General features: G+C 35.3%; 18 protein-coding genes. 3 read left to right on the top strand and 15 right to left on the bottom strand.

The annotated features are described in order from the left end of the window. The 14 genes from ACRBBL_RS09775 to ACRBBL_RS09710 form a co-directional block, all read right to left on the bottom strand. On the bottom strand, positions 1 to 1,928 hold a 1,928-nt coding region (locus tag ACRBBL_RS09775), incomplete at its 3' end, for a hypothetical protein (RefSeq protein ID WP_431368858.1). Between the two features lie 380 nt (positions 1,929 to 2,308). After that, on the bottom strand, positions 2,309 to 2,629 hold the full coding sequence (locus tag ACRBBL_RS09770) for a 2Fe-2S iron-sulfur cluster-binding protein (RefSeq protein ID WP_431368857.1): 321 nt from the start codon (positions 2,627 to 2,629) through the stop codon (positions 2,309 to 2,311). A gap of 11 nt (positions 2,630 to 2,640) precedes the next feature. Further along, positions 2,641 to 3,696 carry an NAD(P)/FAD-dependent oxidoreductase gene (locus ACRBBL_RS09765; RefSeq protein WP_431368856.1) on the bottom strand — a complete coding sequence of 352 codons (1,056 nt, stop codon included), beginning with the start codon at positions 3,694 to 3,696 and terminating at the stop codon, positions 2,641 to 2,643. Between the two features lie 70 nt (positions 3,697 to 3,766). Next, positions 3,767 to 4,351, bottom strand: coding sequence for a precorrin-2 dehydrogenase/sirohydrochlorin ferrochelatase family protein (locus tag ACRBBL_RS09760; protein ID WP_431368855.1), 585 nt, complete (start codon positions 4,349 to 4,351; stop codon positions 3,767 to 3,769). Positions 4,352 to 4,354: 3 nt separating this feature from the next. Further along, positions 4,355 to 5,131: a uroporphyrinogen-III C-methyltransferase gene (gene cobA / locus ACRBBL_RS09755; RefSeq protein ID WP_431368854.1), complete on the bottom strand. Its 777-nt coding sequence runs from the start codon at positions 5,129 to 5,131 to the stop codon at positions 4,355 to 4,357. Then, complete coding sequence (locus tag ACRBBL_RS09750) at positions 5,124 to 7,217, bottom strand: HEPN domain-containing protein (protein ID WP_431368853.1); 2,094 nt, start codon at positions 7,215 to 7,217, stop codon at positions 5,124 to 5,126. The genes cobA and ACRBBL_RS09750 overlap by 8 nt, the downstream gene beginning before the upstream one ends. Positions 7,218 to 7,426: 209 nt before the next feature. Beyond that, the gene (locus ACRBBL_RS09745) at positions 7,427 to 8,674 is read right to left on the bottom strand and encodes a sulfate adenylyltransferase subunit 1 (protein WP_431368852.1); all 1,248 of its coding nucleotides are present in this window, start codon (positions 8,672 to 8,674) and stop codon (positions 7,427 to 7,429) included. A 46-nt stretch (positions 8,675 to 8,720) separates the two neighbouring features. Next, positions 8,721 to 9,626 carry a sulfate adenylyltransferase subunit CysD gene (cysD, locus tag ACRBBL_RS09740; RefSeq protein ID WP_431368851.1) on the bottom strand — a complete coding sequence of 302 codons (906 nt, stop codon included), beginning with the start codon at positions 9,624 to 9,626 and terminating at the stop codon, positions 8,721 to 8,723. A gap of 10 nt (positions 9,627 to 9,636) precedes the next feature. Further along, complete coding sequence (locus ACRBBL_RS09735) at positions 9,637 to 10,251, bottom strand: phosphoadenosine phosphosulfate reductase family protein (RefSeq protein ID WP_431368850.1); 615 nt, start codon at positions 10,249 to 10,251, stop codon at positions 9,637 to 9,639. A gap of 1 nt (position 10,252) precedes the next feature. Further along, positions 10,253 to 10,504 carry a DUF2061 domain-containing protein gene (locus ACRBBL_RS09730; RefSeq protein WP_431368849.1) on the bottom strand — a complete coding sequence of 84 codons (252 nt, stop codon included), beginning with the start codon at positions 10,502 to 10,504 and terminating at the stop codon, positions 10,253 to 10,255. Between the two features lie 133 nt (positions 10,505 to 10,637). Further along, positions 10,638 to 11,807, bottom strand: coding sequence for an O-succinylhomoserine sulfhydrylase (locus ACRBBL_RS09725; RefSeq protein ID WP_431368848.1), 1,170 nt, complete (start codon positions 11,805 to 11,807; stop codon positions 10,638 to 10,640). 170 nt (positions 11,808 to 11,977) lie between these two features. After that, a complete protein-coding gene (gene thrA, locus ACRBBL_RS09720) occupies positions 11,978 to 14,380 on the bottom strand; it encodes a bifunctional aspartate kinase/homoserine dehydrogenase I (RefSeq protein ID WP_431368847.1) in 2,403 nt (800 codons plus the stop codon). A 15-nt stretch (positions 14,381 to 14,395) separates the two neighbouring features. Then, complete coding sequence (locus tag ACRBBL_RS09715; protein ID WP_431368846.1) at positions 14,396 to 15,388, bottom strand: alpha/beta fold hydrolase; 993 nt, start codon at positions 15,386 to 15,388, stop codon at positions 14,396 to 14,398. 10 nt (positions 15,389 to 15,398) lie between these two features. Further along, complete coding sequence (locus ACRBBL_RS09710) at positions 15,399 to 16,694, bottom strand: O-acetylhomoserine aminocarboxypropyltransferase/cysteine synthase family protein (protein ID WP_431368845.1); 1,296 nt, start codon at positions 16,692 to 16,694, stop codon at positions 15,399 to 15,401. An 847-nt stretch (positions 16,695 to 17,541) separates the two neighbouring features. Between ACRBBL_RS09710 and metK the strand changes: the two genes are divergently transcribed. From metK to ACRBBL_RS09695, 3 genes are all read left to right on the top strand, one after another. Beyond that, the gene (gene metK, locus ACRBBL_RS09705) at positions 17,542 to 18,798 is read left to right on the top strand and encodes a methionine adenosyltransferase (RefSeq protein ID WP_431368844.1); all 1,257 of its coding nucleotides are present in this window, start codon (positions 17,542 to 17,544) and stop codon (positions 18,796 to 18,798) included. A gap of 305 nt (positions 18,799 to 19,103) precedes the next feature. After that, positions 19,104 to 19,709, top strand: a complete 606-nt coding sequence (locus ACRBBL_RS09700) for a hypothetical protein (RefSeq protein ID WP_431368843.1) — start codon at positions 19,104 to 19,106, stop codon at positions 19,707 to 19,709. Positions 19,710 to 19,822: 113 nt separating this feature from the next. Continuing rightward, positions 19,823 to 20,140, top strand: coding sequence for a hypothetical protein (locus tag ACRBBL_RS09695; protein ID WP_431368842.1), 318 nt, complete (start codon positions 19,823 to 19,825; stop codon positions 20,138 to 20,140). A 92-nt stretch (positions 20,141 to 20,232) separates the two neighbouring features. On the opposite strand, the gene ACRBBL_RS09690 is transcribed toward ACRBBL_RS09695, so the two are convergent. Beyond that, positions 20,233 to 20,646 (bottom strand): hypothetical protein, encoded by a 414-nt coding sequence (locus tag ACRBBL_RS09690; RefSeq protein ID WP_431368841.1) that lies wholly within the window; start codon positions 20,644 to 20,646, stop codon positions 20,233 to 20,235. Positions 20,647 to 20,739: the final 93 nt, after the last annotated feature.

The raw sequence follows: 20,739 nt of genomic DNA, 5'->3' as shown, positions 1-20,739 counted from the left end.
GAGCGTAGATCGAGTACGGCATCTGAAAGCGTTCCTGGTGTTACTGTAATATCATGACTCGTTGCTGTAGCTACAAAACTATACCAAACATCATCATCTGCATTTCCAGTAAAACCTCCACAACTAATAGCTGCTATACTCTGCGTAGCATTCACTGTTGTCCCTGAAACACTTGTTACACAAGTACTTGTTGGACTTATAGATAAAGCAGTAGCGGTTCCACAATCATCATTTGATGGTGGCGTAATTGGTGAAGTGACACAGATATCAAAAGTACCTTCATTCCCTGTGCTTCCAAAACTATATACTCTTACATAATAAGTTGTTCCTGTTGTTAAACCAGTTGCGTTGATGACTTCTGCGCTTGTTCCTGTTGTGGCATCTGCACAGTCAATATTAGTTCCTGTACATGTACCCGATCGCAAGTCAACTACTGCATTTGTGAGTGTTCCCGGAGTTACGGTAATATCATGATTTGCTTGTGTTGCTGTAAAACTATACCAAACATCATCGTTTGCATTTCCTGTAGAACCGTTACAACTTATTGCGGCTATACTTTGCGTTGCATTTTCTGTAGTGCCTGAAACACTTGTTGTACAGGTTGTACCGCTCACAGTTAGTGCTGTTGCATTGGCGCAATCATCATTTGTTGGTGGTTGTGGAGGTGTAGTTACACAGATATCAAAAGTACCTACATTTCCAGCGCCACCTCTACTGTATACACGGACATAATAGGTACTTCCAATACTTAATCCTGTTGCGTTGATGACTTCATCACTACTTCCTGTGGTAGCATCTGCACAATCTATATTTGTTCCATCGCAAGCGCCTGATCTTAAATCTATCACTGCATTTGTTAATGTTCCTGCTGTTACTGTAATGTCATGTTCAAAAGCGGTTGCTACAAAACTATACCATACATCATCATCTGCATTTCCTGTGGTTCCGTTACAATTAATAGCTGCTATACTTTGCGTTGCATTTTCTGTAGTTCCAGAAACGCTGGTAACACAGGTATCTGTAGGACTTACTCCTAATGCAGTTGCATTGGCACAATCGTCGTTAGCTGGAATTACTATTGGTGTAGTGACACAAATATCAAAGGTCCCTGCATTTCCTGCGCCTCCATAACTGTATACACGTACATAATACGTAGTTCCGATGGATAAACCTGTTGCATTGATAACTTCATCACTAGTTCCTGTGGTAGCATCGGCACAATCTATATTGGTTCCGTCACATGCTCCTGAGCGTAAATCTACCACAAGATCGCTTAGTGTCCCTGGTCGTACAGTAATATCGTGATCTGTAGCTGTAGCAACAAAACTATACCAAACATCATCATCGGCATTTCCTGTAAAGCCTCCACAACTAATAGCAGCTATACTTTGTGTTGCTGCTGAAGAATCTCCAGAAGTAAGCGTTATACATGTACTTGTTGGACTTATCGATAAGGCAGTAGCGTTTCCACAATCGTCATTTGACGGTCCTGAAGCAGCCGAAAGCAGTGTTACAACAATATCTCCGTTTAAGTTATTTGTTGTAGCACAATCAAATCTATTCAAGTGAATTCTATAATTTCCTGTTGTTGTTGGCGTGAAGTCAATAGAAGCTGCTGTTCCTCCACATGCAGGTCCATCATCATCATTAAACGCAACAAAGTTTCCAGATTCATCTCTAACTGTCATTTGTGTGTCAAAGCCTGATCCACAATTTGAAAGCCTGTAAGTAGATCCAGCAATCATATTAGTTACTTCAAAATTTCTTCGTCCACCTCGATTGGCTGGCGGAGTACAACTAATACTATTTCCTATAACTGTAGGAGCTGCTGTTGAACATTCAATTCTGTTTATTCCAGCACATTGTGCTGATACGTCAATATAGAAGATACATACAATAATGAATGTAGTCCAAACGGGGAACTTCATAGGATGGTAGATTTAGGGTTTAATTCGGGCTATTTCTCATATTAAATTTAAAAAATATATCTTTTCACTGAACTTTAGAAATATGCATTTCACCACCGTTTTATACCATTTCATCGAAACCAACGTCATTTTCTTCAATCAGAATCGATTCTATTTTACTGATTAGCAAGCCCTCTACCTAAATTAGTAAGTAAAAACAACGTAGATACTACTTTTTCTCACAAGCCACTATTTTAAAGGGTTTTCTGTTAATATAATACGTAACTAACTTCAGTTAATTTCTAGCATAAAAAAACGGACCGAAGTCCGCTTTTGATCCTTTATTTATTTTAAAAATATCTAACTATAAAAATCTTATTTAACTTTTTTAGAGAACTACTTTATACTTCAGGAGCTAGTTCTACATAAAGTTCATCCAAGTTTTCAGTAATCGGAATTTGACACCCCAAACGACTGTTTTCTTTGACATGAAATGTTTCTGCCAACATTAGATCTTCATCAATACCCATTTCTGGAAGTTGATGTTCAGATAGTATATAACATTGACAGGATGCACACATTGCCATTCCTCCGCACGTTCCTTCAACAGGCAATTCATAGGCTTTGCATATTTCCATGAGATTCATTGCCATATCAGTTGGAGCTTGCAATGTATGTTTAGTCCCTTCTCTATCTTTGATATGTATTGTAATGTCTGACATTATATTTAAGTTTAATATATCGTTTGAACGATTTCTTTTTTGGCTTCTTTTTTAGAACCATCAAAACCTTCTACTCCAGAAACTGTTGTGTATTTCATTACATATTTTTTCCCTGGATTGATACGCTGATATGCACTTTGACACATGATTGCTGCTTCATGAAAACCAGAAAGAATTAGTTTCAGTTTTCCTTTATAGGTGTTTACATCTCCAATAGCATATACGCCTGGAAGATTGGTTTGATAATCATACGAGTTATCTACTTTGATGGCATTTTTTTCAATGTCTAATCCCCAATTTCCTAATGGGCCTAATTTTGGAGAGAGTCCAAATAATGGAATGAAGTGATCTACTTCTAAAAGTTCTGGCTCTTCTCCTTTTTTCGTTACTGTTACCGCAGCAAGCTCATCTTCTCCATGAAGACTTGTTATTTCCGCAGGCGTAATGAGGTTGATTTTTCCAAGATTTTTGAGTTCTTGTACTTTTTCTACAGAATCCAATGCGCCACGAAATTCATTTCTTCGGTGTACAAGCGTTACTTCTGAAGCTACATTTGCTAAGAAGATAGACCAGTCTAACGCAGAATCACCTCCACCAGCAATTACCACTTTTTTATCACGATATACTTCCGGATCACGAATGATGTATGCAATGCCTTTGTCTTCGTATTTTTCAATTCCTGCAATTGGTGGTTTTCTTGGCTCAAAAGAACCCAATCCACCAGCAATAACAACTACTGGCGCATGATGTTTTGTCCCTTTATTTGTAGTTACCACAAACGTATCATCTTCTAAACGCTCCAACGTTTCTGCACGTTCTCCTAAGGTAAATCCTGGTTCAAAGGATTCTATTTGTTTTAGTAAGTTTTTCACCAAATCGCCTGCTAAAATTTCTGGAAAACCAGGAATGTCATAGATTGGTTTTTTAGGATATATTTCAGAACATTGTCCGCCTGGTTGTGGCAATGCGTCAATAAGATGCGTTTTTAATTTTAGTAATCCTGCTTCAAAGACTGTGAAAAGACCTGTTGGTCCTGCTCCGATTATGAGTATATCTGTTTGTATCATTTTGATTTTAGTATTGAGTATTTAGTTTATTTTTTGATTGCATCTCGACTGCGCTCGATGTGACATTTTGTTATGATTTATCTTTTAACAATGTTTCTGTAAGTTCGTTGAGCGTATCTACTTTGTATTCAAAATCATTTTTGAGTCTTTTACGATATGAATGTAAGTTTTGCACCAATTCATTGATACTTTCTGGAATGATTTGTTCAAAGAATTGACGCAAACGTTTTGCCGTCGTTGGTGATTTTCCATTGGTGGAAATTGCAATTTTCACATTTCCCTTTGTTACAATTCCACCTAAGTAGAAATCACAATATTGCGGCTGATCGGCCAAGTTTACTAATAGATTACGTTGTTTGGCTTCCAAGAATATATTTAGGTTTACCATTTGGTTATCCGTTGCCGCAATTACAATATGTTTTTCATCTAAATATTCTTTCGCATATTCGTCTTTTATAAGTGTTACTGTTGGATGTGCTTCCGCTAATGTTTTGACTTCTTCCTTTATATAAGGCGCCACCAACGACACTTTTGCATTTGGACTTGACTTTAGTAAAAAGCTTAATTTTTCTAATCCTACATTGCCGCCGCCAACAATTAAAATATTGAGTTCGTGCGCTTTTAGGAAGATTGGATATAATTCATTCTTTTCCATAGTTTAGATAACTTTTCGCAACGGAAAAGAATTTTTATTAATTGATTTATACGTTTCTATTTGTTCACTTGCTTCATTTACAACTTCTCCAATAACAATGATTGCAGGCGCTGCAATGTTTTTATCTTTTACTTTTTTTGCGATAGAATCTACCGTTCCGAAAACTGATTTTTCATTGCTTGTAGTTCCGTTTTGAATGATTCCTACAGGCGTTTTGTGTTTTCCTTCTTCTTTGAAGAATTCGACTATTTCTAGAAGCTTGCTCATTCCCATGAGAATGACTACAGTTGCCGAAGATTTCGCTGCTAAAGCAACATCCAATGATAGTTTTCGTGCAGAAGTTGTTCCCGTAATTACCCAAAAACTTTCAGAAATACCACGTTTTGTTAGTGGAACACCTAAATGTGCAGGAACCGCAATTGCAGAGGTGATTCCAGATACGACAGCTGTTTCTAATCCGTATTGTTTTGCATATTCGATTTCTTCTGCTCCACGACCAAAAATGAATGGATCGCCACCTTTTAAGCGAACTACATGTCCAGATTCATACGCGTTTTTTACGATCAATTCGTTGATTTCATCTTGACTGTATTTGTGAAACCCTTTTCGTTTTCCAACAAATATATGTTCCGCATTTGAAGCATATTCTAGTAGTTCTCTGTTTACCAAAGCATCGTACAATACTACATTTGCTTCTTGCAATGCTCTAACTCCTTTTAGCGTGATGAGTTCTGGATCTCCTGGTCCAGCTCCTAATACTGTTAGTTTTGGTTTATGCATGTGCTAACTCCTCCTTTCTGTAAGTTTTTAGTTGTTGTTGAAACCAAATCGCATCTTTTAAATAACTTTTCGCGAATGCTTCAGTAGGTTCATTTTGTTTAATTTGATATATGAATGCAGCAAAAGTATCGGGCAACTCTATTTTTTTAGTTTCCACAAATACGGCATCAAATTGATTGATGATTGTTGCATGCGAATTTGTTTTTTGTTGTGCTGAAAGTAATAGCGCTTTCGCTGAATTTACAATGGCAGCATAGCTATGGTAGATACTATCACTATATAATTCACTGCGCAATGCAGCGGAAGCATTTTCTATTTTTTCTTCACTTTCTAGTAGTAATGTTTCTATAAGATCAATAACGACACCAGCACATTCACCAATACCAACAGCTTTTATGTATGGTTTTTCATTTCCCCAATCAATAAAGTCTTCTTCTTGAAGTGCTGTACTATCAGATAGTGGCTTTAATAGGGTATAGAAATACGATTTTTCTTTTCGTTCATAATAGTCTAAGAAAGATTCTTCCGCCAAAGCGTTCACTTTAAAATCATCCAAAATTTGACGTAATGCTATTGGTCCACGCTTACTCGGTATTTTTAAAACTTTGTCTGCAAAACGACCTTTTCCGTCTCCCAAAATACCGCCGCCTAATAGTATTTGTAATGCTGGCGCAACCAGTTTTCCTGATTTTATGGTCATTCCCTGAAAGCCTATTTCTGCCATATTGTGTTGTCCACACGCATTCATACAACCACTTATTTTTATGGTGATGTCTTTTGTGGTAATGAATTCTTGATATTCTGCAGCAATTACTTTTTCTAATTCTGTTGCAATTCCTGTACTGCTGGCAATTCCTAGGTTACATGTATCTGTTCCTGGACAAGCTGTAATGTCTACCAGTTTGTTGTACCCGAATTGTGTAAATCCTAGCTTTTTCAGTTCTTGATAAAAGAATGGAATAAATGCTTCTCGAACATGACGAATGAGAATGTTTTGACGTAATGTAAATCGCAGTTCGTCCGCAGCATATTTATCAATTAAATCTGCTAATAATCGTGCTTTGTCCGTATAGAAATCTCCTAAAGGAACTCGAATTCCAATCGCGAATAAACCTTCTTGTTTTTGCGGGATGACATTTGTCGTTTTCCAAGCTTCATACGCAAGTGGATCTTCTATTTGTACAAATTCAATTCCATCACTTTTAAATTCTGGAGCAGTTTCAAATGCTTCCGTTTCAATCACAACTTTACTTTGAGACAATGCTTTTCGTTCTGCATCAATCAAGTTTACAAATGCTTCTAGCCCTAAATCTTTGATTAGAAATTTCATTCGTGCTTTTCCTCTTTTAGCACGTTCTCCATGACGATCAAATATTCGCAATACACTTTCCGTTAACGGAATGATTCCATCCGTAGCTAAAAAATCATATAATACATCTGCATGTCTTGGTTGCGAACCTAATCCGCCACCTAATAACACTTTAAAACCACGAATTCCATTTTCAATTTTAGCAATAAATCCTAAATCGTGAATGTACGCCAATGCCGTATCTGCATCCGTTGCAGAGAAAGAGATTTTAAATTTTCTTCCCATTTCTTGAGAGATTGGATTTCGCAAGAAGAATTTGAACATCGCATCCGCATACGGAGACACATCAAAAGGTTCATCGACATCTATTCCTGCAGTTTCACTTGCTGTGATATTACGCACTGTATTTCCACAAGCTTCACGTAAGGTGATATCATCTTTTTCAAGTTGCGCCCAAAGTTCTGGTGTTCGGTCTAAGCTTACATGATGAATTTGAATGTCTTGTCGTGTCGTAATGTGCAGTCTTCCAGTTGAATATTCGTCAGCTACATCTGCAATTCTGTGCAATTGCGCGCTTGACACTTTTCCATACGGTAGTTTGATGCGAATCATTTGCACTCCATGTTGTCGCTGTCCATAGACACCTCTGGCCAAACGAAGACTTCTAAATTTTTCTTCATCTACCTTTCCTTCTTTGAATTGGCGAATTTTTTGTTCTAATTCGATGATGTCTTTTTCGACAATCGGGTTTTCTATTTCTGTTCTAAAGCTTTGCATTTGTTTGATTTTCAAGTGAACTCATTTTCGTTTAAATAAGTTCAGAATTAAAAAAGTCCTTATGAGATATGTTTCAAAAGGACTTTTTACTAACTATATAGATACGTTTTCACGTCATATTCCTTTTGTTTTTAGAAAGATGCTTTTGCAACACATCATCATGTGCTGAATTGTATTTTTTGATGTATGATTTATCATGCTATTTTATATTAGTTTATAAAGCCAACTCCAGCGGTTGTGTTTGTTTGTAAATCGATTAGGATAAATCCTCCGTTGTGTTTGTTTTTTTGGTAACTATCAAAGAATAACGGCTTGTTTAACTTGAGCTGAATGTTTCCTATTTCATTGAGCTGTAACTGAGATGCTGCTGTCTTTTCTCCTGAAAAATTTGTTTCTTCAATGGTAGTTACATCTACTACTTTTGCTAATACATTGTGTACTCCATGTTGCAAGCTATATTTCGTTGCTGCCTTTAATGGTTTTTTGTCCATCCAACAAATCGTAGCTTCTAGTTCTTTTTCTACAGTTGGTTTTTCAGAAACTTTTACAATCATATCACCTCTACTTACATTTACATCGTCTTCTAGTGTTAGTGTAATAGAACTTCCTATTCCTGCTTTTTCAAATTGTTCATTGTAGAAATAGATTCCTTTTACTTTTGATTGCGTCCCAGATGGTAAAACAGTTACTTCATCACCTACCGAAATTTCACCTCCATATAGTTTACCTGCGTATCCTCTAAAGTCATGATAATCTTCCGTTTTTGGTCTGATGACTGTTTGCACAGGAAAACGAGTTTGCGCTTCTTCATATACATCTTGCGGTTGAATTTGCTCTAAGTGCTCTATCAATGTTTTCCCAGAATACCATGACATTTTTTGAGATTTATCTACCACATTATCACCTTGTAACGCGCTTACAGGAATCGTAGTAATGTTTTGTCCTTTGTAGGTCGTTTTTGAGATTAGTGCTTGAACTTCTTCTAGTACTTCATTGTATCTTTCTTCAGAGAAATCGACTAAATCCATTTTATTTACTGCAATTACAATGTCTTTTACACGTAGTAAATTGTTGATGTAAAAATGACGCGAAGTTTGTTCTATTACACCTTTTCTAGCATCAATTAAAATAATTGCTACTTGCGATGTTGACGCTCCAGTTACCATGTTTCTTGTGTATTCTACATGTCCTGGTGTATCTGCAATGATGTAACTTCTATTTTGTGTTGAAAAATATATGTGTGCAACATCAATTGTGATTCCTTGTTCGCGTTCTGCAACCAATCCGTCAGTCGCCAAAGAAAAATCTAGGTAATCAAATCCTCTTTGTCTGCTCTTTTTCTCTATGGCTTCAAGCTTATCATCTGTTAATGATTGTGTGTCATATAGTATTCTACCAATTAAGGTACTTTTTCCATCGTCTACACTTCCTGCTGTTGCTATTTTTAGTACTTCCATTTTTTTCTAGCTTTTGGGTATTGGGTCTTTGGTGTTGGATCTTGGCTTAAAAGTATCCTTGTTGTTTTCTTTTTTCCATCGCTGCTTCCGAGCGTTTGTCATCTATTCGTGCGCCGCGTTCTGATATGGTCGATTGTCGTATTTCCTGCACTACCGAAGCAATGTCATACGCGTTTGATAATACTGCTGCTGTACAACTCATGTCTCCAACAGTTCTGAATCGAATCACGCGTTCTTCCGTTTCTTCGTCTTCTTCTCTGTATACGACCTCATCATTTGCAGACCATATTAATCCGTCTCTTAGAAATGTTGCTCTGGTATGTGCAAAATAGATCGATGGAATTTCTATTTGTTCTTTTTCGATATAACTCCATACATCAAGTTCTGTCCAGTTTGATATTGGAAACACACGTACATTTTGTCCTAAGTTGATTTTCCCATTGAGCATATCAAATACTTCTGGTCGCTGATTTTTTTCGTCCCATTGTCCAAAATCATCTCTTACAGAAAAGATACGTTCCTTGGCTCTTGCCTTTTCTTCATCTCTTCTTGCGCCACCAATACACGCGTCAAAACCAAATTCTTCTATAGCATCTAATAAGGTTTCGGTTTGCAATATATTTCGGCTTGCATATTTCCCTGTTTCTTCTTGTACTTTTCCGGCATCTATATTGTCTTGCACATTTCGCACAATGAGTTTTAAGCCTAATTTTTCTACGAGTCTATCACGAAACTCAATAGTTTCAGGAAAGTTATGACCTGTATCAATATGCATTAATGGAAATGGAATCTTTGCTGGGAAGAATGCTTTTTGCGCCAATCTTACGAGCGTAATGGAATCCTTTCCTCCAGAAAATAGTAGTACTGGCTTTTCAAATTGCGCTACTACTTCTCTGAAAATATGTATTGCTTCGCTTTCTAATATGTTTGTTTGTAACACTTTTGTACTCATGTCTTTTCTCTTATGAATGCAATCCGCATTCTCTGTTTTCTAATACTTTTGTTGGATCGAAATAGTTGAATTCATTCGGTATTTGATGTGCTTCCAAATAGCTATCTAATTTTTCATCTGACCAATGATAGAAAGGGCTCACTTTTAAAACTCCGTCTTTTCCTTGTGAGATAATATCGATAGAATCTCTAAATGCGGTTTGTCCTTTTCGTAGGTTCGTAAACCAAATTGTAGGCTTATGAAACTCCATTGCACGCTTGAAAGGTTCTAACTTTACTTGCTCTGTAAATAGTTGATGATTTTCATCGTTTACACCAGGAATTCCTAATACAATATCTCTATGAGCAGAAGTTTGTTTTGGCACATATAAATCTATGTTTAAAGACAATTGTGCTATTAAAGTTTCTGCATGCTTATAGGTGTTTGGTGTATTGTATCCTGTGTCGCACCAAATCACATCAATGTCTGATTTGACTTGTGTACACGCATGTAAAATTGCACCTTCATACGGTCTAAAATTTGTTGTCACAACCGCTTTTTCACTTTGCGCCAAAGCCCATGATATGATTTCGGCTGGCGTTTTTTCACGCAATGTGTTGTTTATTTTTTGAATATCTATTTCCATTTTATTTTCCCCATTTTATAGTGTTCCATAACCTTTCATGAAAAAAGTATAACACCATTTTTGTCAACATTTCTATTGATCCTATTGCAAAAGCCAGACTTAATGTTCCCGTAACCAACCAAGAAATTAGAATCGTATCTAACGTTCCTATGAGCCTCCAACTGATTGATTTCACTAAACTTCGCAGCGGCTTTTCAGAATTTACATCTGTTTTGTAATTGCTTTTATTTCTAACTATTTGATTTAAAATCATTCTACTTTAATTAAAATACTATTAACCTATAGACTTACTAGGTTATTTGGCAAATGTATTTCTTTTTTTTAAAAAGTCATACATTGTTTTTAGTTAAATAGTGTTAGATTATTAAAGTTTCAGACCTAAAATGTTAATTAGTTAACGCTTGCTCTAAATCTTCAATAATATCATTCACATTTTCGAGTCCAACAGACACACGAATGAGTCCATCAGTAATACCTGTTTCCAAACGATCTTCTACAGATAGTTTGCTATGCGTTGTAGACGCTGGATGCGTAACAATGCTTCTTGTGTCACCTAAATTTGCTGATAACGAGCACATTTTAATACTGTTTAAAAATGTTCTTCCAGCATCAACGCCACCTTTTACTTCAAACGCAACTATGTTCCCTCCTAGTTTCATCTGCTTTTTAGCAATTTCATATTGTGGATGTGATTTTAGAAAAGGATATTTTACTGTATTTACTTTTGGATGTTTTTCTAAAAACTCAGCCACCTTTAATGCATTCTCACAATGACGATCTACACGTACAACTAAAGTTTCTAAACTTTTAGATAAAACCCAGGCATTAAATGGTGATAATGCAGGACCTGTATTTCGTGAGAATAAATATATTTCACGAATTAAATCGGCACGACCAACGGTAACACCTCCTAATACGCGACCTTGTCCGTCAATAAGTTTTGTAGCTGAATGAATGACTAAATCGGCTCCAAATTTTATAGGTTGTTGCAAATATGGCGTTGCAAAACAATTGTCTATGATTAAGATGAGATTGTGCTTTTTGGCAATTTTTCCTAATATTTCTAAATCTATGATATCAACTGCAGGATTCGTTGGCGATTCTGCATATAATACTTTTGTATTTGGCTGAATTAATGATTCAATTTTGTCTATTTCGTTTACTTTGAAATAACTTGTTTCAATATTCCATTTGGGTAAAAACTTTGTAAATAGACTATTGGTTGATCCAAAGATTGATCGAGATGATACAATATGATCGCCGCTATCAAGCAATGCTGCAAATGTGGAAAATACCGCAGACATTCCTGTTGCAAACGCATGTCCGTCTTCTGCACCTTCTAGCTTGCAGATTTTTGATACAAATTCAGACGTATTCGGATTGGTGAATCGACTGTAAATGTTACGTTGTTTTTCTTCCGCAAAGGAAGCACGCATATCTTCCGCATCTTCAAATACGAAACTTGAAGTAAGATATAACGGACTGGAATGTTCTAAGAATTCAGAGCGTTCAATTTGTGTTCGGATCGCCTGTGTTTCTATATGTTGTGAATTCATTTTTTTGTTGTTGCTTGTTTGTTTTTTGTTAATTTGTTGTTTGTTTTTCTGTTGATTCGCTAATTTGAATACATAAAGTTTCAAACATTTTTAATTCAACATTTAGCATCTCGACTGCGCTCGATGTGACACATTTTACATTTAAAATGTAGACTGAGCGGAGCCGAAGTCTACAATTTTTCAGTTAATCGTAAAATATCTCCAAAAACACCTCTTGCCGTAACTGCCGCGCCTGCTCCTGCGCCTTGAATTACTAATGGTTGTTCTTTGTATGCTTCTGTGTATATTTCGAAAATAGAATCTGATCCTTTTATTTGTCCCAGTGCACTGTTGCTTGGTACAGAGATTAATTTGACTTCTAAGATTCCTGTTTCCGTTGACAAATCACCAACATAACGCAATACATGATTTTCTTGCTGATTTGCTTTGATGAGTTTGTAGGTTTTATTTAAGTCTGTGATTTTCTGTTTGAATTCTTGTAAACCGATTGCTTGCAAATGCGCTGGCAATAAGTTTTGAATTGTGATGTCTGATAATTCGTGCTTTAAATCGAGTTCTCTAGCCAAGATTAATAGTTTTCTTGCGACATCATTCCCTGATAAATCTTCACGCGCATCAGGTTCAGTAAATCCTTTTGCTGAGGCTTGCTTTAAAACCTCACTAAATTCAACATCTTCCACAGAAAACGTATTGAATAAATAACTTAATGATCCTGAAAATACACCACGGATTTTTTCGATTTTTTCTCCCGATTTATGCAATAATTTTATTGTATCAATTAATGGTAACCCTGCTCCAACATTGGTTTCGTACAAATAATTTTTTTGATGCTTTTTCAGTTCTTTTCGCAACGTATCATAAAATGAGTACTCAACTGTATTCGCAATCTTATTTGCCGAAACCAAATCGAAGCCATTATTAACTAAACTTATATAATTATGTATGAATTCTTTGCTTGCAGTCGTATCAACCGCAATTAAATTTTCTAGATGATTGTTTTTAGCGTAATCTATAATTTGTTGTACCGTATAGGCAACTTTTTCTTTTGGAAATGTTTTTTCCCAGTCGTCAGCAATTCCGTTTTTGTCTAAATATACATGTTGTGAATCTGCCACAGCAAATACATTTAACTTGATATTATTTTTGTCTAATATGCCTTTTTTACTTTGTATAATTTGATCGAGCAATGTGCCACCAACCAATCCTTTTCCGAAGACTGCAATGTTTATTTTTTTAGAAATTCCGAAGATTTGTCCGTGAATTACATTGATCGCTTTGTGCAATTCTGATTCTTTTACCACCAAACTCACATTTTTACCTGAAACCGTATTGTTAAACAGAATTGGAACTATTTGATTTTTAATTAATGCATTGTATGGTTTGTGAAATTCGCTTAAATCTTGTCCCACAATCGAAATTACCGCAACATCATCTATGATAGAAATTTTGTTGACGTCTTTCGTATAAAAGTCATTTTCAAACTCTCTTTCTAAAGCAACAATCGCATCCAAAGCTTTGTCTGCATCAATGACCAAACCAATACCACGTTCGGATGAACCTTGTGAAATGATGCTTACATTGATATCATTATCACCCAAAGTTTTAAAAATTCGCGCATCTACACCAACTCTTCCTAACAAACCTCTACCTTCCAAATTTACCAACGCTACATTATCTAATACAGAAATTGATTTGATTCCTTTTTTGGTTGTTTTTTGCTTGATGATCGTTCCATTATCCGAACTGTTGAATGTGTTTAAAATTCGCAACGGAATGTTTTTTTCAATCAATGGAACGATGGTTTTTGCATGTAATATGTTTGCGCCAAAGTTTGCCAATTCGTTTGCTTCGTTGAATGATAACTCTGAGATTTTTCGCGCGTCAGCGACCAAATCAGGATTCGCAGTAAAAATTCCATCTACATGTGTGTAGTTTTGCAATTCTTCTGCATCTAAAAAGTTAGCCAATAAAGCTGCTGTATAATTGCTTCCGTTTCTGCCTAAGGTCGTAGTTTCATTGTTTTGATTAGAACCAATAAAACCTGTCACAATATTTACCGTAGTTCCGTTATGCGATTTAAAATGATTGATAACGTTTCTTCTAGAAATTACATCTAGCGGACGTGCATTTCCGAACGCATCATCTGTTTTAATCAAGTTTCTAGTGTCTGTAAAATGTGCATTGACACCTTCTTTTTTAAGCAAATTCGTTACTAATTTCGCCGAAATAATTTCACCTTGTGACACGACTTGATCTTTTATTTTTTCACTATAATCGCCTAACAAAGAAACTCCTTGAAATAAGTTTTCTAATGTGATAAATTCTTCCGAAAAATCTATCGATCTGTCTATTTGACTTTGATATGCTTTAAACGCGGTCAATTGTTCGTGATACGATTCTTTGCGTGTTGCTTTCTCCAACATTTCCAACAATTCATCCGTAGCATTTCCACGTGCAGACAATACGACTGCAATATGTTCTTGCTGTGTTGCTTTTTCTTTTATGATTTGAATCGTGTTTTTGATTCCTTTTCCGTTAGCGAGTGATTTTCCGCCAAATTTTAATATTTTCATAACTTTTTTATTATACTATTTGATGGATGATTTTTGAACTTGAAATATGTTTCTGAGCAACAGACTTAGTTGACCGTATTCTATTAAAAATGCGTCGTGTCCGTGAATAGATTGAATTTCGTCGTGATATACATTTTCTTTGACACGTTTTAATCTTCTGTATGTTTCAATGTCTTCATCTGGTGAAAAAAATATGTCACTGTTAATACTGATAATATGAATGTTTCCTTTAATTTTTGAAGCTACTTTTTCAAGCGATGCTCTACCTCTGGTGACATCAATTGTTTTTAAGAGTTGATTCATCAGTTTGTATGCTGCTAATTGATAGCGTTCTTGCAATTTTTTTCCATGATGCGCTAACCATTTTTCTGTATTGAATAGCGCTGTTTCTTTGTCTTGCGTTCGCTGAAATTTTACTTTGAAAGAAAAAGGCGTACGATAGCACAACATTGCATGAATACGTGCATCTTCAATTGGATTGTTTGAGTTTTCAAGGATGCGTTCTTGCAAAAAGCAATTCCCAATGAGCCAATCGGTCGATTTCCAATCGGAAGCAATCGGAATTAAGTTTTGAATTAAATTTGGTTCTAAAACTGCCATTTCCCATGCAATTCCTCCTCCTAACGATCCGCCAATAGCGGCAAAAAGCGTATCGATTTTTAAGTTTTCCAATCCTCTGATAAAGATCTTAGCGATATCTCTCGCAACAAAATCTTTATAGATTTTAATCAATTCTGTTTCGTCTGAAAAACCATTGCCAGGAATATCAAAACTTAAAATTTTAAACTCATTCGTATCAATACATTTCCCATCACCGATCAATTTATTCCACCAACCGTTTTCACCCGTAACTTCCGAGTTTCCTGTCAATGCATGATTCACTAAAACGATTGGCGCATCTGCGTTATCCGAACCTGTAAGCTGATAACTCAACTTTAGGTTTGGATAATACGCGCCAGTTTCGGTAAAGAAATCTGAAATGGTTATATGTGCTATTTTCTGTCTCAAAATATCTGTTTTATGATGCTGGAATTCCCGCTGTTATTTTGTCAAATACAGTTTGTAAGTCTGTTTTTAAATCTTCTACATTTTCCAAACCAACAGATAAGCGAATTAAATCTTGTGTTACACCTGTTGATGCTTGTTGTTCTGCCGTTAATTGTTGGTGTGTTGTGCTTGCTGGGTGAATGATGAGTGATTTTGTATCGCCGATATTTGCTAATAATGAGAATACTTTTGTTTCGTCTGCGATGCGTTTTGCGGCTTCGAATCCTGCTTTAATTCCAAAAGTTACAATTCCGCTTTGTCCTTTTGGCAAGTATTTTTCTGCTAATGTTTTGTAATTGCTTGTTTCTAATCCTGGATAATTTACCCAAGCAACAGCTTCTTGTGTTTGCAACCATGTTGCCAATTCTAGTGCATTTTCACTGTGTTGTTTGATACGGATTGGCAATGTTTCTAATCCTTGAATGATTTGAAATGCGTTGAATGGACTTAATGCTGAACCAAAATCGCGCAGTCCTTCAATACGAACTTTTGCAATAAATGCGGCTTCTTTTAAGGCTTCGCTATAGACTAATCCGTGATATCCTGCAGATGGTTCTGTAAATTCTGGAAACTTTCCGTTTGTCCAATCGAATGTTCCTGCATCAATGATTGCGCCTCCTAAGGCAGTTCCATTTCCGTTGATGTATTTTGTAAGTGAGTGAATGACAATATTTGCGCCGTGATTGATAGGATTCAATAAGTAAGGTGTGGCAATTGTATTGTCGACAATAAGTGGAAGTTTGTTTGCTTTTGCTTGCGCTGAAATAGCTTCGATGTCTAATACATCTAATTTTGGATTTCCTAGTGACTCAATAAAAACCGCTCTTGTGTTTTCTTGTACGGCATCATTGAAACTATTTGCTTCTTCTGGATCAACGAATGTTGTTGTAATTCCGAGTCTTGGTAACGTTACGTTTAGCAAATTATAGGTTCCGCCGTACAAACTATTGGAAGCTACTACGTGATCGCCTGCCCTTAGTAACGTTAGCAATGTTGTTGCGATGGCTGCTGTTCCTGAAGCTGTAACTACTGCTGCAATTCCGCCTTCTAAAGCTGCTAATCGTTGTTCTAAAACGTCATTTGTTGGATTGTTGATTCTGGTATAGATATTTCCTGGTTCTGCTAAGGAAAATAAATTTGACGCATGATCCGAATTATTGAACACATATGCTGTCGATTGATAAATTGGGACAGCTCTTGTTCCTCCGTTTTGCGTTGTGTCATGTCCTGAATGTAATGCTTTTGTTGCGAATTTTTGTGTACTCATGTTTTCTTTTTTTTACTTTTTAATATTCAATTTTGGGATCTAAAATAGATTTTTGGTTTGTCTTATTTTTGATTATCTACTGTTTCATTTACTATTTCACAAAATGTTTTTTAAACGTGATTTAACTATTATTTTTTGTTATTTGACGCTGACTTTCATAAGAATCTTTTACCAATGAAAAAAGGTCCTTTTGGAATTGTATTACCAAAAGGACCTTTTTAAATAAGTGATAAATGGGTTAGTATTTATCTGGAACTTTTCGATAATAGCAAACTTGGCTACAGCACATCATGTACATAGCCATCATACAACAACACATTGTCATTGTAGTTTTGATACTTGCTATTTGAAAAATTTGACTCATCGGTTTGAAAAAAAAAAATTAACTTAAAATATAATCATGAAAAAAGCCTCTGCAATTGCAGAGGCTTAAATTATTGTGAGATGCTTTTTAAAGTTAGCGTAATACAATAGTGTCCTCTGCGGCATTTCTGCAGCACATCATACAACACATCATATTTGAAACTTTATTAAACATTTTTCGTCTTTGTTTGGTACAAAGGTAAAGTCATAATTATTTAATATCCAAATGTTTTTTTAAAAAAAAGTCATTTTTAACAGTTTTCTAACTAAATGTTAATTTAATTTTTTTTGTTGTTTATATGTAAGTAGTTTTTCATACATTTGCACCTGATTTTGAGGAAAAATTTGAACTGATTGCAACCTCAATTCTTGATACAGTCAAGAAATTAAAAAATGCTAAAGCAGTAATTTTCTACTTCTTTAGCCGACAGAGCAATCACTTTTTAGTTTTCCATCTAATATAATTTTTAAAAGAAGATTTATTATGTCATATTTTTTTACCTCTGAATCGGTTTCAGAAGGACATCCAGACAAGGTAGCAGATCAAATTTCTGATGCTTTAATTGATAATTTTTTAGCATTCGATCCTGAATCGAAAGTAGCTTGTGAAACCTTAGTTACTACAGGTCAAGTTATCTTAGCTGGAGAAGTAAAATCGAACACATATTTAGACGTTCAAAAGATTGCTAGAGAAGTAGTTAACAAGATCGGATACACGAAGAGTGAATATATGTTTGATGGGAATTCTTGTGGAGTTTTATCAGCTATTCATGAGCAATCTGATGATATTAATAGAGGTGTTGACAGAGCTACGAAAGAAGAGCAAGGTGCTGGTGACCAAGGGATGATGTTTGGATATGCAACGAAAGAGACTAAAAACTTGATGCCTTTAGCTTTAGATTTATCACATTTAATGTTGATTGAATTGGCTGCTTTACGTAGAGAAAACCAAGATATTACATATTTACGTCCAGATGCAAAAAGTCAGGTTACGATTGAATATAATGATGACAATGTACCTTCAAGAGTAGAAGCAATTGTAATTTCTACACAGCATGATGATTTTGATGAAAGTGATGAAGTAATGTTAGCGAAAATCCGTAAGGATATCGTTGAGATTTTAATTCCACGTGTAGTAGCAAAATTAGATCCTGCAATTCAAGCTTTATTTGGTGATGATATTAAGTATCACATTAACCCAACTGGAAAGTTTGTTATTGGTGGACCTCACGGAGATACTGGATTGACAGGAAGAAAAATTATTGTTGATACATACGGTGGAAAAGGTGCTCACGGTGGTGGAGCATTTTCAGGAAAAGATCCAAGTAAAGTAGATAGAAGTGCTGCGTATGCAACACGTCACGTTGCTAAAAACTTAGTAGCTGCTGGAGTTGCTGATGAGATTTTAGTACAAGTTTCGTATGCAATTGGAGTTGTTGAACCAATGGGAATTTTTGTTGATACTTATGGAACTGCAAAAGTTGATTTGACTGATGGAGAAATTGCTGAGAAAGTAAAAGAAGTATTTGATATGCGTCCTGCAGCGATTGAAAGTCGTTTAAAGTTACGTACACCAATGTACAGCGAAACTGCTGCTTACGGACACATGGGACGTAAAAATGAAATCGTTTCTAAAACATTCACAACTCCTTATGGAGAATCGAAAACAATGGATGTTGAGTTATTTACTTGGGAAAAATTAGATTTCGTAGATAAAGTAAAAACAGCTTTCGGATTGTAAGATTCTAAGCTTAGTTATATATTCAAAAAGTCGCTTCTATTGCTATGGAAGCGGCTTTTTTATTTTACTTTTTTAGCCCAAACTACCTTTTCTAAACAAAATTCAAAAAAATGTCACGTTTTCATTTTCCAAAAGTTATAGTTATGGAAAGAAATCATAGTGGTTTCTGTAACAAAATTTTATAATATGCAAAAAATACACTAACTTTTACGATAGCTACATTCATTAAATTATCAAATAATTTAAACCTTTAATTACGGTTGATTTCGTTCTGAAATACAACCTAAAAATCTATTATTTACATTATGAAACGTTTATTATCAACGCTTTTACTTATAATAAGTATTCATACAACACATGCGCAGTTTGGAGAAAATCATGCTATTTATGCTACTTTAGGAATAGATGCTGGTAATTATTTTGGCGCTAGCTTTGGACTTAATTATGTGTATCAAGAAAAGTATTCTTTTCGATTAGAACACACTGTACGTGCCAGAAGTTCAGCATCAGAACCAGAAGATTTTCGAGTTGGATTGTTTAGAGCCTTTTCTTTCGGACTAGCAAATCCTTATGATCGAATAGAGAATTATCAAATCATGGCAGGGAAAATTTATAAATTGAATCCCAAAGGGACTATTCGATTAAATATGTCTATAGGTATTGGTTACACGCGTATCAGTGAACCAGAAAACTGGCAAATGATTAATGGTGGACTTTTTGGAGACAATTATACTTGGGACACTTATGATTATAAAACTTTAAGCTTTATCATTAGTCCAAAAATTGAATTTCCATTCGCGAGACATTACGGTTTAACACTTTCTCCAATGGTACAAATCAATAAAGGACGAACCTATGTTGGTATTGGTATTGAGCATATGATTGGATTGTTGCGCAAACGACCGAAATGATCCATTATTTATTAGTTACTGATTTTAAAAAAGTCGTTTTGTGATAGAAGCGACTTTTTGTTTGTAACATTCACACATTAAGCATTACAAACAATAGTATTAGCATCAACTAAATGAATACTAAAAAACAACGAATACAACACGTTACGAATGACATTTTAGATGTTCAAGATCATTTTAAACGTTATAAAAAGTGGATACCATTACGCATTTTAGGTGGAATTGCGATGGGATTTGTTTTTCCATTTATTCCATTTGTAATAGGTGACGAAAGTTTATCTGAAATAATGGAGTATCACTCCGCAGTGCTCATTTCTATTGGAGGGTTCTTCGCAATAATTATTGGAGGATATATCGATCAAAAAAATCGATCCGAAAAAAAGATTCGTGACTTACGATTGAAGCGATATCTTTTAGAAAGAGAAGATTGAAGATCATTTTCTAGTTTAGAATCTTCTAAAATTAAAACCCGCTTCCAATTTATAAAAGCAGGTTTTTAAATCTTATTTTCAATTAGCATCTTCTACCCTACAACTTCTAAGATTTCTGCATTTTCTATTTGTTTCATAAATGCTTCTTTTGATGTAATATTCCAAGCAGTTTCAAAAACAGTTCCCCAAATTGTCAATACTTGCCCAGGTTTCATAGCTACATTGCAAATTTTATCCCATCTAACCAGTCGATTAATACTTGCACGAAATCTAAGGTTCGGATGCCATTTTACTTTTTCGTACCAACCTGGTCCAAATTCAGATTTCCCCCACCAACGGCCGTCTGTATGCAAATGTTGCCAATTTGCATGATACAAACCTTTGTGATAAAAATAGCAGTATTGATCAGTTAAAGCGTCTTCTTGTGGAAAATTTAATTCAGATTCTAGCGTAAATCCGCTTGCTTTCATTTCACTATCTAAGTTTTCATTTTTAGAATTACTCATAATTATTTTTTTTATGGTTTATAATGAGCTCTAAAGTAAATGACCTTATACACAAAAACCAACATTCTACTGAATTACAGGTATTTACACGCA

Source organism: Kordia sp., from assembly GCF_050633145.1.
Taxonomy (GTDB): Bacteria; Bacteroidota; Bacteroidia; order Flavobacteriales; family Flavobacteriaceae; genus Kordia.
This window is presented reverse-complemented; position numbering and strand designations above follow the sequence as displayed.

Bases quoted from the DNA above. Each gene is read 5' to 3' on its own strand.
- ACRBBL_RS09770 (WP_431368857.1), bottom strand. From the start codon at position 2,629: ATGTCAGACATTACAATACATATCAAAGATAGAGAAGGGACTAAACAT.
- ACRBBL_RS09765 (WP_431368856.1), bottom strand. From the start codon at position 3,696: ATGATACAAACAGATATACTCATAATCGGAGCAGGACCAACAGGTCTT.
- ACRBBL_RS09760 (WP_431368855.1), bottom strand. From the start codon at position 4,351: ATGGAAAAGAATGAATTATATCCAATCTTCCTAAAAGCGCACGAACTC.
- cobA (WP_431368854.1), bottom strand. From the start codon at position 5,131: ATGCATAAACCAAAACTAACAGTATTAGGAGCTGGACCAGGAGATCCA.
- ACRBBL_RS09750 (WP_431368853.1), bottom strand. From the start codon at position 7,217: ATGCAAAGCTTTAGAACAGAAATAGAAAACCCGATTGTCGAAAAAGAC.
- ACRBBL_RS09745 (WP_431368852.1), bottom strand. From the start codon at position 8,674: ATGGAAGTACTAAAAATAGCAACAGCAGGAAGTGTAGACGATGGAAAA.
- cysD (WP_431368851.1), bottom strand. From the start codon at position 9,626: ATGAGTACAAAAGTGTTACAAACAAACATATTAGAAAGCGAAGCAATA.
- ACRBBL_RS09735 (WP_431368850.1), bottom strand. From the start codon at position 10,251: ATGGAAATAGATATTCAAAAAATAAACAACACATTGCGTGAAAAAACG.
- ACRBBL_RS09730 (WP_431368849.1), bottom strand. From the start codon at position 10,504: ATGATTTTAAATCAAATAGTTAGAAATAAAAGCAATTACAAAACAGAT.
- ACRBBL_RS09725 (WP_431368848.1), bottom strand. From the start codon at position 11,807: ATGAATTCACAACATATAGAAACACAGGCGATCCGAACACAAATTGAA.
- thrA (WP_431368847.1), bottom strand. From the start codon at position 14,380: ATGAAAATATTAAAATTTGGCGGAAAATCACTCGCTAACGGAAAAGGA.
- ACRBBL_RS09710 (WP_431368845.1), bottom strand. From the start codon at position 16,694: ATGAGTACACAAAAATTCGCAACAAAAGCATTACATTCAGGACATGAC.
- metK (WP_431368844.1), top strand. From the start codon at position 17,542: ATGTCATATTTTTTTACCTCTGAATCGGTTTCAGAAGGACATCCAGAC.
- ACRBBL_RS09700 (WP_431368843.1), top strand. From the start codon at position 19,104: ATGAAACGTTTATTATCAACGCTTTTACTTATAATAAGTATTCATACA.
- ACRBBL_RS09695 (WP_431368842.1), top strand. From the start codon at position 19,823: ATGAATACTAAAAAACAACGAATACAACACGTTACGAATGACATTTTA.
- ACRBBL_RS09690 (WP_431368841.1), bottom strand. From the start codon at position 20,646: ATGAGTAATTCTAAAAATGAAAACTTAGATAGTGAAATGAAAGCAAGC.